Origin of the sequence: Methanobacterium veterum, from assembly GCF_000745485.1 — an archaeon.
Taxonomy (GTDB): Archaea; Methanobacteriota; Methanobacteria; order Methanobacteriales; family Methanobacteriaceae; genus Methanobacterium_D; species Methanobacterium_D veterum.
Window position 1 is genome coordinate 55,158 of record NZ_JQJK01000014.1, and the last position, 13,684, is coordinate 68,841.

Sequence of the window (13,684 nt, forward strand, 5' to 3'; positions counted from 1 at the left end):
AACTTTATATAATTAAAAATAACATTTAATATGTAACTATAATTTAAAATCAATAGTGTTTATAACCAATTATTAAATAGTTATACGCAAAGGTTATATTGGTTAAAATTTAATGTTTAAAAAGATAAAAAATCGGTAAGGTGTTAAATATGGATCAGGCAATTTTAGTTCTTTTAATCATCATAGCAGGATTTATAGTTGTGTCTCTTGTTACTCAGGTATTAAATTTAAATGCTGAATAACTTGTCTAAAAATCTTTTTAACTATTTTTTTAATTTTCTATGATTCATTTTTTTAAATTAAGTGTGAATTTTGTTCCATTTTCTTTTTCGAGTTTTATTTCTCCATTGAGCTGGTTTACAAGTGTATTTACCAGCTGTAAGCCTAAGGATTCTGTGTTTTTAAAATTGATATTTTCTGGAAATCCTATTCCGTTATCCATAACGATCAGTTTCAGCATATCTTCATTTTGTGAAAGTAAAATATTTATTTTGTCTTTAATTTTTTCAGAAGAGGTAAACCGCATATTTGATGGGTTGTTGATTTCGACTGCAGGCTTTATAACTGATACATTTTTAGAATTTAGGCTATGGTGTGGAAACGCATGTTTTAGACTGTTAGAAATCAATTCGTTGAGAATTAACCCCAAGGGGATTGCAGTATCTATATCCAACAGGATATTATCCAGATTAATTTTTGTTTTAATTATATTTTTATCTATTCCGTAGGAACTGAAAAGCCATGATATCAAATTGTGTACATATTCTTCAAAGTTAATTCTGGCCAAATTATCGCTTTTGTAGAGGCCTTCATGGATCATGGCCATAGATTTAACTCTGTTCTGGCCTTCCTTGAAAACTGCCAGGTAATTTTCATCTTTGATGTATCTTGACTGGAGGCTTAATAAACTGGAAATTATCTGCATATTGTTTTTTACCCTGTGATGGATCTCTTTCAGCAGTACTTCTTTTTCTTCAAGTGAGTTTTTGATCTGTTTTTCTGCATGTTTACGATCATTTATATTCCGGCTTCCACATACAAACCCTTTAAAGTTATTTTCATCATCAAACAGGAGGTTACTTGTAGTTTCTATCCAGATATAATCGCCAGTGGATGTTCTATGGCGGTATTCTATTTCGCTGGATGAATGAGCATATATAGATTCCATGGTGGATGATTTTACCCTTTCTAGATCATCAGGGTGTATCATTTCTAAAACATTTTTTCCCAGTATATTTTCAGGTGTATAGCCCAGTATTTTTTGTGATGAGGAACTGACGTATTTATATTCTCCTTTAGCATTGATCCTTGTTATTAAATCCATCATATTGTCAGTTATTAAACTTAAGTGCCTTTCCCTTTTTTCTAATATTTCCTGGTTTGTTTGCAGTAATTTCCGTGCCTGGTTACTTTCTTTTAAATCCAAAATCTGACGGACAAACATCATTGTTAGAATAATTGCTGCTCCCCAAACAAGGATATTCAAATTATCATCTGTTAACTGCGTATAAATCCAGTATAATAATATGTATATAAAAACAAGCCATAGTACAGGTAAATAAGAACTTCTGCTGACTTTCAGGAATGGAGTTTTATATTTTGAACTTTTAAATGATGATTGGGAGTTATCAGTTATATATGAAATACCAGCTAGCGCCGTTAGGAAATATGAGCTTAGCCATCCTAGATCTAAAAAGTTACCAGGTATGTATACAACGTATAAAAATTGACAGATGTAAATGGTATTGGTAATAACCAGAACTGCAACGCTTAAGGCAAGTAATGATAATGGGGCCTTTTTGACCTGTCCAAACCAGTCAAATAACAGGTAGAGTAGTATAAACAGTATAAAAATGTCCATAAGCAGGTAGGATAAATATATGAGCATGCTAAATACGTCTGAATTATGGGATTCAACTATTGGTATTAAAACTGCCCAGAACACCAGCCCTGCCGTTAAAATCATAATTCCAGTATCTAAAAGAATTTGATACTTTTTTGTTTCCTGAATTCTGGCAACTGGTAAAAACAAAATACCCAATATAAGTAAAGGGTAATAAGATAGATACAGTATATCTGCTATTGATGGAAAAGGGGACTTATTAAGTTCTGCATACATAATGGTCCATAGAACATTGCCTAAAATGGTAACTAACTGTGATAGTGCTATTAAAGTCCAGCTTATAAATGCTCTTCTACCGTATTTAAATGATTTTTTTGCTACACAAAATAAGGTGGTTATAACAATCAGATTTAGTATAAAAAAGGCTAAATTTCCAAATGTATTATTGCTCGGATCAATATTTTCGTTAATTAGGATAATGGCTGTAATTATCAAGCTAGCAGCAAAGAAGATTGACATCCATCGAAAAAGAGTGAACTTATTCTTATTTATTGCGAAATTCATGGGTTCATCAACCTGACTTTACGTTGGAATGATTAATATCTATAATATAATCTTTATATCCTTAATAAATAAATGTGTTAATATAATAGGTGCTTAATTTATTAAAAATAAGTTTAGACGTATATTATGGATTAATATGGTGCTAAAAGGGATTTAAATGGAAAATATAAAAATTTTAGTTGTAGAGGATGAAAATATAGTTGCTTTAGATATTGAAAATAGATTAAAAGGTTTAGGTTTTACTGTACTTCCTGTAATTTCTTCTGGAGAAGAAGCAGTTGAAAAAGCATATGAATACAAACCAGATCTGGTTTTAATGGATATTCTGCTTAAGGGAAAAATAAATGGAATAGATGCAGCTAAAAAAATCGTGGGAACTCTAAAGATACCTATTATATACCTCACTGCCAGTACCAATAGGGAATTATTAGAACGCGCCAGACAAATAGGGCACTGCAGTTACATAACTAAACCGTTTATGGGAAAAGAATTAGAAAATGCCATTAAGACACTCTTAAAAACTAATTAACATCTTAACATGTTGCTAATTATTATTAAAATAAAAATTGATAAATTAAAATAGAAATTTAGATGAAATATGACTTAAAAAAAATTAAATTACTGGTTGTCTTCTTCATCTAATACTTTCAGCAGTTCTTCCCATGCTTCTAAGGAATCTTTAGCTTCCTGATCACTTAGAACTTCTATAGCATATCCAGAGTGAACTAGTACATATCTACCTACTTCAACATCTTCGACTAAATCAAGTTTAGCGTTTTGTCTTACTCCTCCAAAGTCAACAACTGCTACATTATCGTTAATTTCTACTATTTGTGCTGGTGCTGCGATACACATTGAAATCTCCTCTTATTTAAATTTTAACTGTAAAGTATGGTTATAAACTTAATCTTTATTTTTATAAATGAATTTTTTTAATCAATTTTAATATGTACTCCTAACATATAAAAATATGCTAAAAATTTTTAAAAAATTTTTCTAGATGGGGAGTATGATAAATAAATCTTTAAAGGAAGGTAGCAGCTAACATGGAGAATCTTATTAGTAATAAATCCATTTTAAACTACTATTAAATCTATAATATTTAGTAGGATAAATATCACTGGTTATACTATAAAGTTATGGATTATGGTGAAAAATCAGAGGCTTTAAGTGGCAAATTCAAATTTTCGGAGGAAAATTTTATGGATGTTGTAGTTATTGGGGGCGGACCTGCAGGCAGAACTGCTGCAATTGAAGCATCAAGCATTGGAGAAAATGTAACTCTTATTGAAAGAGATAAAATTGGAGGTACATGTCTTAATGAAGGGTGTGTTATGGTTACTGGGTTAAATGATGTTGCAAAATTCATAAATGATGCAAAAAATTTTAAAAATCTGGGTTTAATTGACTGTGATTACCAGCTGCATTTTGATAAACTTATAAGTGGCATTAAAGAGACCATGGCCAAAATAAGACATATACTTGAAACAGAAACCCTTGATGCCGGTGTGGACATTAAAAGGGGTAACGCAAGTCTTGATGACAGTAAAGTTATTTTAGATGGTGAAGAACTTGAATATGATAAACTGATAATAGCAACTGGTATAAGGCCTCTTATTCCTCAAACAGACGGATTTGAAAACGCCCTAACTTATAAAGATATATTGGGTTTAACAGAACTTCCAGAAGAACTGAATATTATCGGAAGCGGTGTCATCGCCGCGGAGTTTGCAAATGTATTTTCTGGATTTGGCACTAAAGTAAACGTTTTATGCAGAAACAAGTTTTTAAAAATGTTGGATGATGATATTAAAAAATATGTCGCTCAAAATTTAATCCCTGATGTCACCATACATGAAAATTTAAATGTAAACCATATTCATAAAGACGGCGTTTCTACTGATAATGGAGAAATGAATGGGCTCACATTTTTTGCAACAGGTATGGTCCCAAATTCTGAGATCGCATCTAATCTTGTAGATCTGGGAAAAAGGAAAAATATACTCGTAAATAAAAGAATGCAGACGAGTCATGAGGATATATATGCCGCTGGAGACGTAACTGGGGGAATAGGCACAACACCAGTTGCAAGGGCAGAAGGGGTTACAGCAGCAAGAAACGCCTGTGGAATCTTTAAAGAGATGGATTACAGGTTTATACCAGGTGCAATTTCCCTGCAGCAGGACGTGGCTTTTATAAATGCTGAAAATAAAAAAGATGGTATTGGTGGGTATATGAAAGGTTCTGCAGGCCCAGGATCTTTCTGGAGGGTACATGACGGTAAAACTGGTTTTACAAAGATGAATGTCAGCGAGGATGGAGATATAAATGAAATATTTTCAATTTCCCCTTCATCACGTACAAGCATGGCTTACATGTCAAAGCTATTGAGGGAAGGGCAAAAAGTAGATGATTTTGATGATTTTATGGAAGTGCACCCTTCTACAGATGCAATATACAAACTGCTCAGATTTTTTGCGAGGTTTGAGTAAAAATCTACAGAATCTATGGATTTTGGAGCAGATAAAAAAATTAAAATTAATGTACCTTCTGGAATGACTTATCATTTCCATTTTTTTTAATTAGCCGGTACATATGAATTCAAATAAGTGAGAATATATAATTTAATTCATATCTGACTCGAAACAAACAGATGCACTCTGTTCTATGTTGTCCCCAATATTTTGCGAGACCTTAACGTGAACTGGATGAGTGATATATGAATCAAAATCTGTCATGGATTCAAACATTGTAATAAACAGAATATCAAAGTTTGATTCTCCTTTACATGTATTTAACTCCACTATAATGTCATTTAGGAATTCAATACGGTCTTTCATGCTCAACAGCTCTTCTTTTACTTTCAAAACACCATCTTCGTTGTTATCTTTTAACTTCAACATAACGTTGTTTATTATCAGCTTAATGCCTCCACAGTATTTTTTATTATAAATAACTTGTTTTGAGATTTTTAATATACATTAAGTAAGAGCGTGTGAAAAGTAAAAATTTTGGCAACATGCGAAAACTCCGTTTCGCTGTTACAAAATCAGAGATTTTGTAAACATTTGAAAATCATAGATTTTCAAGTATGGAAAAATTCTATTTTTCGCAACATGTGAAAAATAAAACAAATTTAGGCATATGATAAACATAACAAAACAAAAATTCATGACTTATTGAGTCATGATAATTAAATTTGAGCAAAAAAAGAAATTTAATGTACCCTTCGGGACTTGTTCTTGAATTTAAACAGGAAAAATACAACTAGAGCCAGTATAATAAGCACTACTACTATGACTGCTATTATACCAAATATTCCAATGAGTCCCAGTTTCCCAAGAAAACCAAGCTTTGCAGCGCCTCCCATCTTTGCGGCGCCGCCTAATTTCCACATTACAGTGTTGAGCATTAAATTTACCATGTGTAAGTCACCTTTTAATTTTTTGATTAAATGATTGAATTTAATTTACGTGTTTTAAAATCGGAGGATTTTAAACTCAAAAAGATTACATTTTTTACTGCTTTAGTGAATTAGTAGTAATTTATATATAAAGTGTTATTTTTAAGGATAACTTTTATTTTAATACATAAATTGTATTCCAAGTACTAAATTTTATCTTTAAATTAATTTTCCATTCTATTTTTATTTTAATAAGCTTTTTTCATTAATGAACGAACTTATTTTTCTTTGGTAATGTCATATTGTAAAGTGGATCCCCATTCCATTATTGGCTTGAGGAGGGGAATAAGTGCTATTCCATACTCTGTCAATGAATATTCTACTTTTGGAGGAACTTCGGGGTATACAACCCTTTTTATAATATTATATCTTTCAAGATATCTTAGATGTTTTGTGATAGTTTTTGGATTAACATTATCCATCCTTTTTTGAAGCTCAGTAAATCTTAATGTCTGATGACTAAGGTTAAAGATAATCATAAGATTCCATTTACTTCCAATAATCCTGATTGTAATTTTATCACTTTCGCGTCTCATATAACTCATTACTTACTTTTTGGAAATAATGTTACTTTTACTCTACTGGTATATATAAATAACTATGGCTATAAATGTACCGAACATCCCAAGAGAAAAAATTAGTAGAAAATGAGGTGGAAGAAAATGAGAATAATAGCAATTAATGGAAGTCCAAGAAAAACAGGGAATACAGTAACTTTTTTGAACAAGGCTCTTGAAGGTGCTGCTTCACAGGGGGCTGAAACAGAGCTGATTCATCTGGGAGATCTCAATTTTAGGGGTTGTAGAAGCTGCCTTACTTGTAAATTAAAGGGTGAACAATATCATGGCAAGTGTGCGTATAAAGATGAATTATCTCCTGTCCTGGAAAAAATCAAGAATATAGATGCTTTAATTTTAGGATCTCCTATCTACTTTAGAGATGTTACCGGTGACATGAGATCTTTTCTTGAACGGTTGATGTATCCTTATCTTTCATTTGATGGTGATACTCCATTTATATTTTCAGGAAAGATCATTACAGGGTTTATTTATACAATGGGTGCAAATGAAAAAGTAATGGGAGAAGAATATGACCAGCTTATAACTCATAATGAAATGCTCTTAACACTTCTTGGATCATCAGAATCTCTAACTATCAACAGCACAAATCTATTTAATGACGTCTCAAAGTACAACTGGTCAGCAGCTCAGCACAAAGAAGCGGCAAAATTGAACCAGGAAGCGTTTCCAGATAACTGTGAAAAAGCATTTGAGATGGGAGCAAGATTTGCAAAATTTGTCAAGGAATAATAAAGTGATCACGATATTTTATTTTTCAGGCACTGGAACAATTAATGGTTTCATGTATCTCAAAAATAAACCTATTTCCTAAATCCATGAATTAATTCATGGATTTAACAAATAAAATTAAGTAAACTACAATTTATCATTTTTTATTAATTGAATATGTGTTAAGATACTGCAAAAATTATTTGAATTAATATGGAGATCTTGTGAGTAATGTTACTTAATACTGGCTGTTAAATTTATCAATTCATTTTTAATTTGTAAACGGTTTAAGGAGTACATAAAGTGTTATTTTGAGGATAACTTTTAGCTACCACCCTTTTTCATACTTGGATCTATATTATTTAACTGGTCATTTCATTTAGTTGTCCGTTTAGTTAGGTTTCGCGATTTAATATTAGATTTATAGTCTTTGGGATTATTTTCCAAGCTGACTAATGCAAGAGCCTTTTTGTGGATGTTTCATTGTAATCGGGATTTGTGCATTGTGTCTATCACAAAATACAGAAATTTTTTAATATAAAAACTTACAAGAATTATTTACTAGTTTCACACAATTAATCTAGGAAAAGGAAATGATGAAAAAAGAAGAAGAAATAAGCTTACCTTGTAACCATAATTCCAACTATGGGAACGTTATATTAAAAGATGAAGGGCTTTGCATCAGCTTAAGAAGTAACAATCCTCTTTCAGATACTGTAAAGAGTGAGCTGATTAAATATCAGGATATATTAAACGTTCGTTATGGTAAAGGGCTTCTATCCAAATGGCCTAAACTAAACATTGAAACTGCCGCAAATTCTAAAAAAATTGAAATAAATGTTGCTGGCCTGGAAATTTTACAGGAATTTGTAGACAAATTGAATTTTCGTATTTTTCAAGTTAAAAACAAAGAAAATATGACTGAACAAAGTTTGGCAGGCAAATTAAAAGAAGCTAAAGAACTTTTGGATATAGGAGCTCTGAGTCAAGATGAGTTTGATGAAATTAAACAGAAATATTTAAGAGAATTTTAAATCAACGGCTGTGTTCAGTTCCCATTTTCCTGAAAGCTCGGAGGGTTAGTGGTGCACAGCGGTGAATGTTTTGATTGGAAGTACATTTAATTTAAAAAAAGAAAAAATAAGAAGAGTCTTATTTTCTTCTTGGCACTAAACCGCTTAGAACCATTAAAACAGCTATTAACATGTAATTTAATGGTAATCCTGTATCATGTAATCCAATGGCTGTTTTACTGGCTGCATTTACTGTGTTTCCATTGTTGTTGGGTTGTACATTGATTGTTATAATTCCAGAATCTCCTGAATTCAAGTTATAAGTGTCTGAACTTATGCTTGGAATTATTTTGTAAGTCCCGTCGCCTGCTGCTTGAACTGTTAAGTACAGGTATGGGTCTCCTACTGGTACTGAGTCTAATGTCCATGTCACTGTTCTTGTTGTTGGATCATATGTGCATTTTCCATTATCCACATGAATATTTGCAAAATTTAAGCCTTCTGGTATATGGAAGGTTATTGTGACATTTTCTGCTGCATCTGGTCCGTAATTTCCTAGTTTGTAGGTTAGTGTGAATTTTTCTCCTGTTTTAGGGTTCTTTTTATCGCTTGTTGTTTTGATGTATAAGTCCGATGCTTTGTTGATGTTAATATAAGCGGATTCTGTGTTATTTGTAGTGTAATTATCAGCAGTTGCAGTAACTTTTACTGGATTGGACAATGGATTTACTCCTCCTTCATTAGCATAGAATACTGCTGTAATTGAACTATTTATAGTGTCAATAGTGATTGAATGAACTATTCCCTGATTAAGGGCCATGATACAGGGATACATTGATGGAGTGGTGTATGCACCTAATTGTTTAGAATCAATTAAGCTTCCCCAAGGAACATTCAAAGTTACAGGTCCATCAGGGATATGACCTCCAACTAGATCACCACCGCCGTTGATGTGGTTTAAATCTGCGGTAATGGTTGATATTTTGGTATTATTGATTGTTGTTGGGTTTGCACTAACTGTTAATATAACCCAGATATCAGCATCCACTGAACCACCGTTCTCTACAATAAGGTTTGGAATAGTTTTTGGGTCTTTATTGGAACTCCACCAGTTGTAATTAGCATCCGTTGAACCGTTGTTACAGTAGAGAGCATTACCGCTTGTTGCTGCAGTGTTATTGTAGAATCTGTTGAAATTAGCATTCAAAGTACTGGCACTGTTGGAGAGAGCACCGCCAACAACTGCAGTGTTGTTAGTGAATATACAACCAGTTACAGTACAATTAGTGAAACCAGAACCGCCTCGAGCAGAACAACGATTGCAGATAGCACCGCCGTCATAATCAGTTGCAGTGTTACTGGTGAAGGTACAGTTAGTTACAGTACAGTTAACAGAACCAGAACTAGAATTAATAACTTGACATAAATTGCAGATAGCTCCGCCAATTTGTGCACTGTTACCCTTGAAGGTACAGTTGGTTACAGTACAGTTAACAGAACTGGAACCCGAATTACTAACTTGACATAAATTGCAGATAGCACCGCCCATAGCATTATAATTTCCAGATGCAGAGTTATTATTGAAAGTACAGTTAATAACAGCTAAAGTACCGATATTATTGATAGCTCCACCAATAGCATCTCCAATTGCAGATACAGTATTATTGTTGAAAATGCAGCCGGTAAAAGTTGAAGTACCATTGTTGTAGATTGCGCCGCCTTGTGTTGCATTATTCTGCATGAATGTGGAGTTAGTTGCGTTTAATACTCCTTTAATATTGTAAATAGCACCTCCACTTGCACTTGCACCGTTACCTGTGAAAGTGCTGCCTTTAATATTCAAAGTATCCCAGTTATAGATAGCACCGCCATAATCTGCAGTATTACCTGTAAATTTACAGCTAATCACATTAAATAATCCCTCATTGTAGACTGATCCGCCTTTGTTAAGTGCGCTGTTATCTGTGAAAGTACTGTCTTTTACAGTCACATTACCTGCATTATTGTAAATTGCTCCTCCAAAATTAGATGCCGCGTCATTGTCAGTGAATATACAGTTATCAACATTCAGCAAAAGATCGTAATTTAAATTGAATATCGCACCACCCCTTTGTGCGGTATTTTTTGTGAAAGTACTGTCCTTTACAGTTGAACTACCATGATTGTAGATAGCACCACCTAATTTTCCAGTATTGGCAGTGAATATGCCGCTATTTACATTTAAGGTAGAATCTGGAGAGTTGTAAATAGCTCCACCAACACGTGCACTGTTGTTATTGAATATACAATTATTAACAGTTAAAGTACCCTGATTATTAATAGCTCCGCCGTAATTTGTATTGGTACCATCCCAACCTGCAGTATTGCCTGTGAATATACAGTTAGTTACTGTTAAATTACCATAATTTTCAATGGCTCCACCGGTGGTGCTGTTTCCATTGGCTAATGTTAAATTCTGGATGGTTACAGTAACACCGCTGTTAATGTGAAATATCCAGTTGGTGTTTGTCCCGTTTATTATGGTTCCTGTCAGGCTTTCACCGATAATAGTCATATTTTTATCAATGGTGACATTGGTGTTGTTTTTGCCGGCATATTGCCCGTTGGATATGTGTATTGTCCCGCCTTTATTTACGGTTCCTGTTGCGTTTTTAATGCTGAGTTTAGGCCCGCTTCCACTAGTACTGTTATATGTTGCTGATTGACCGTCCCATGAATCATTTCCAGAAGAACTATTCACATAAATTGCATCTCCAGACGCTGCAGAAACGGTGGTTAAACAGAATAGTAATGTTAAGCTTAGAAGCAGTAATGGAATCAAAAATTTAGTTTTATGTGTAATTATTTGTCCTATAATCTTTTTCACCTCCATTGTATCTGATAAAAAATGATTATTATTAAATGTAATTATTATAAATACTTTTTCCACAATTAAGCAGTATTAACCTCTTATTTGTGTGTATGCTAAACAAGATTAAGATTAATTAACATAAAATTGTAATTTATACAGTAAAAATTAAAAATGATTACTTAATGTATTATTGGTACTTATAAAATAGAATAATACATTCTAAAATTTAAAAATAAATGAAATTGAGTTATATATAATTAAAAACTAGTTTAGAGGATTCATATTATAAAAAGCATTGAATACAAGTCTACAATATCTAATTTATAAATTCAATTTTTTTAATTAATAACGGGTTTTTAAGGAGAATTTATATATGAGTTTCTCAATTTTCAAACATCATTTAATCAAATTAAAAAAAATAAGGGAGTTAAACCCTGGCTAAAGATATTATTGTAACGCTTTCAACAACCGCAGCCACAAACAGCATGATTAAAACAAGTACATATGATTTTAAGTTGTATGCCCATGCTTTTTTCCATGCTTTAAACCTGCTTTCTTCCCCAAGAGCTTTTGGTTTTGCAATTGCCAGGACAAAGTCAAGGCTGGCTGCAAATGCAATAATATAAGCCACTCCTTCAAGTATTAAAGTTGGGATGACAGCTATTAAGAGTATCGCTGCATGAGGGCTTGTAGGGGCGTAAATCAGTCCCCACATGATGGGCCTGTAAATGAATACAAGTGTTCCTATTCCAATCAGGTTTAACACTGTAATCGCAAGGAAACTTCCAAGGATGCTGTTAAATACGAAAATAGTTAAAATTACCTTAATTACATCACCTGCACCAATAGCCTGCAGTAATCCTGGAAATACTGTTGAAAACTGGCTGCTTATGTTCCCTCCGGTTCCAGTACTTATTGGGGGGTATAACAATCCTATTACCATCCCAACGATGACTAAACCGTAATAAATTGCAAAACAGTATAAAAAACGTTTTTTGTAGCGCTCCACATAGAAATTATAGATGTTTTTTATCTTCTCTAACATAAAGATCCTCGTTATAACGTGGGTAGTAACTTTTAATATATCTTTATGGTTTTAAAGTGGAACGATTTTCAGACTAAATTATATACCATCAAATCAATAGTTTATTAAAGAAAAATTAGTATAGGGATGTGAATAAATGATTAACTGGAAATCTTTAGGTTTTGGTATTGCTCTTGCAATTGTAATGTTTTTCATGTTTATGTTTAATGCGTCTTCACTGGCGATTTTAAGCTTTATTATTGCACCATTAGTTGGAACATATATTCTTGGTGGTGAACTGAAGATGGCAGCTATTTACGGTGCTGCAATAAGCTTTTTTGGAAGTATAATTTCCATAGTGTTGTATACTGCACTTATCAGTTATTTTTCAAAGACAGCTATACCTTTAGGACTTAACGTAGTTACTTTAATAGCAGTATGTGTCATTTATGCAGTTATTGGAGCCGTTTTTGGTATTGCCGGTGCTGCAATTAAAAATAAACTGGTGGAAAAACAATAATTACATATTTTTTTTATTTTCTTTTTTCATAAATTATTTTTGCAATTTTACCTGCAGACTCTAAAACATCCTTCCCATATTTTGAAGCTCTGTCTTTAGTTTGGTCGATGTTTTTCAGGAAATCATTTACAACTTCATCTAAATTATCAAGATCGCTTTCAACCATTGCACCGCTGAATACATCGCCCATATTATGATAACGTCCGTATTTTACTCGAAGCAGTGTTATAATTGGTAAATTGCATGCAATGGCTTCATGAAGCATCACTCCGTCGTCTGTGATGATTACGAAGTCTGCCAGTTTGTATAAATCCCGTACCCAGTCGATATAACCTAAATAGAGTATTCCATCGTTTTCAAGGTATTCTCGGTATTTTTCATCCAGCGGATGTCCTATAACTACTATATTTGCTTTAATTCCGCTGTCTCTGAGTTTAGGCGCGGCAAGGGCCATTTTTTCAAAAAGAGTAGATCCTGATGATAAGAGTATTGTGGGAAGTGCAGGGTCGTAATCTTCTGGCATTAATTCCAGTGCTTTTTCTCTGCTTCCGCTTACAACTTCCGGATTTATAGGCATATAAACTTTGTGTACATTTTTATTATTTAATTCTGATTTAAATAGTGGGGATTCTGGTAATGCGACAACGGTGGTAAATTTAGATACTTTTGAATCAGTTGGAGTGGATACAACTCCCACTGATGGAATACCTGCAATTTTAGCTGCCAGGCATCCGACTACTGCTCCCCCACCTATTGATCCTACAACCACATCTGGTTTTAGTTTCCTGTACAGGCTTATAGCTTCAAAAACAGCCTGGATAATTTTAAAACCGCCTTTTACAAGGGTAAGTTTAGTGGCGGCATGCCCCCCCGCCTGGGGAATGCTTGTTTCATGCCATTTTATGCCGTTTTTTTCAAATAACAACCCTTTGGCGCCGTGATTCAGGGCAAATTCACACTGGACACCCTGTTCAGACAGTGCCTTAGCTATATTAAGGGCAATTGCGGCGTCTCCTCCGATCCCGCGCCCTGTAACCATAAATAATACTTTCATTTATTCACCTTTTAATTAAAAATCTATAAATTTGAAATCCATTTGAAATCATTATCATTTTTT

The 13,684-nt window shown here is 33.2% G+C and carries 13 protein-coding genes; 5 read left to right on the top strand and 8 right to left on the bottom strand.

Annotated elements, in window-relative coordinates; all coding sequences use genetic code 11:
* Nucleotides 1–286 precede the first annotated feature (286 nt).
* A complete protein-coding gene (locus EJ01_RS16910; RefSeq protein WP_084689162.1) occupies nt 287–2,407 on the bottom strand; it encodes a sensor histidine kinase in 2,121 nt (706 codons plus the stop codon).
* 157 nt (nt 2,408–2,564) lie between these two features.
* Between EJ01_RS16910 and EJ01_RS06235 the strand changes: the two genes are divergently transcribed.
* Nucleotides 2,565–2,936 carry a response regulator gene (locus EJ01_RS06235; protein ID WP_048081266.1) on the top strand — a complete coding sequence of 124 codons (372 nt, stop codon included), beginning with the start codon at nt 2,565–2,567 and terminating at the stop codon, nt 2,934–2,936.
* 89 nt (nt 2,937–3,025) lie between these two features.
* Here the strand turns inward: EJ01_RS06235 and EJ01_RS06240 are convergent, their stop codons facing one another.
* The gene (locus EJ01_RS06240; RefSeq protein WP_048081265.1) at nt 3,026–3,262 is read right to left on the bottom strand and encodes a HypC/HybG/HupF family hydrogenase formation chaperone; all 237 of its coding nucleotides are present in this window, start codon (nt 3,260–3,262) and stop codon (nt 3,026–3,028) included.
* 347 nt (nt 3,263–3,609) lie between these two features.
* Here EJ01_RS06240 and EJ01_RS06245 point away from each other — a divergent pair, with 347 nt between their 5' ends.
* Entirely contained in the window at nt 3,610–4,899 is a 1,290-nt protein-coding gene (locus tag EJ01_RS06245; RefSeq protein ID WP_048081264.1) for an FAD-dependent oxidoreductase, read from the top strand.
* Nucleotides 4,900–5,031: 132 nt separating this feature from the next.
* Here EJ01_RS06245 and EJ01_RS06250 read toward each other — a convergent pair whose 3' ends face one another.
* The 3 genes from EJ01_RS06250 to EJ01_RS06260 all read right to left on the bottom strand — a co-directional run bounded on the left by EJ01_RS06250 (nt 5,032) and on the right by EJ01_RS06260 (nt 6,406).
* Nucleotides 5,032–5,310 carry a Dabb family protein gene (locus EJ01_RS06250; protein WP_211251430.1) on the bottom strand — a complete coding sequence of 93 codons (279 nt, stop codon included), beginning with the start codon at nt 5,308–5,310 and terminating at the stop codon, nt 5,032–5,034.
* A 314-nt stretch (nt 5,311–5,624) separates the two neighbouring features.
* Nucleotides 5,625–5,831 carry a hypothetical protein gene (locus tag EJ01_RS06255; protein ID WP_048081262.1) on the bottom strand — a complete coding sequence of 69 codons (207 nt, stop codon included), beginning with the start codon at nt 5,829–5,831 and terminating at the stop codon, nt 5,625–5,627.
* Between the two features lie 257 nt (nt 5,832–6,088).
* Nucleotides 6,089–6,406 (bottom strand): winged helix-turn-helix transcriptional regulator, encoded by a 318-nt coding sequence (locus tag EJ01_RS06260; RefSeq protein ID WP_211251429.1) that lies wholly within the window; start codon nt 6,404–6,406, stop codon nt 6,089–6,091.
* A 126-nt stretch (nt 6,407–6,532) separates the two neighbouring features.
* Here EJ01_RS06260 and EJ01_RS06265 point away from each other — a divergent pair, with 126 nt between their 5' ends.
* Both EJ01_RS06265 and EJ01_RS06270 read left to right on the top strand, forming a co-directional pair.
* On the top strand, nt 6,533–7,180 hold the full coding sequence (locus EJ01_RS06265) for a flavodoxin family protein (protein ID WP_048081260.1): 648 nt from the start codon (nt 6,533–6,535) through the stop codon (nt 7,178–7,180).
* A gap of 572 nt (nt 7,181–7,752) precedes the next feature.
* The gene (locus EJ01_RS06270) at nt 7,753–8,193 is read left to right on the top strand and encodes an SHOCT domain-containing protein (RefSeq protein WP_048081259.1); all 441 of its coding nucleotides are present in this window, start codon (nt 7,753–7,755) and stop codon (nt 8,191–8,193) included.
* A 118-nt stretch (nt 8,194–8,311) separates the two neighbouring features.
* On the opposite strand, the gene EJ01_RS16415 is transcribed toward EJ01_RS06270, so the two are convergent.
* On the bottom strand, nt 8,312–11,044 hold the full coding sequence (locus tag EJ01_RS16415) for a beta strand repeat-containing protein (RefSeq protein WP_157203584.1): 2,733 nt from the start codon (nt 11,042–11,044) through the stop codon (nt 8,312–8,314).
* A gap of 406 nt (nt 11,045–11,450) precedes the next feature.
* Nucleotides 11,451–12,068: a stage II sporulation protein M gene (locus tag EJ01_RS06280; RefSeq protein ID WP_048081258.1), complete on the bottom strand. Its 618-nt coding sequence runs from the start codon at nt 12,066–12,068 to the stop codon at nt 11,451–11,453.
* A 136-nt stretch (nt 12,069–12,204) separates the two neighbouring features.
* Here EJ01_RS06280 and EJ01_RS06285 point away from each other — a divergent pair, with 136 nt between their 5' ends.
* The gene (locus EJ01_RS06285) at nt 12,205–12,567 is read left to right on the top strand and encodes a DUF5518 domain-containing protein (protein ID WP_048081257.1); all 363 of its coding nucleotides are present in this window, start codon (nt 12,205–12,207) and stop codon (nt 12,565–12,567) included.
* Between the two features lie 13 nt (nt 12,568–12,580).
* Here EJ01_RS06285 and EJ01_RS06290 read toward each other — a convergent pair whose 3' ends face one another.
* Entirely contained in the window at nt 12,581–13,621 is a 1,041-nt protein-coding gene (locus tag EJ01_RS06290; RefSeq protein ID WP_048081256.1) for a glycosyltransferase, read from the bottom strand.
* Nucleotides 13,622–13,684: the final 63 nt, after the last annotated feature.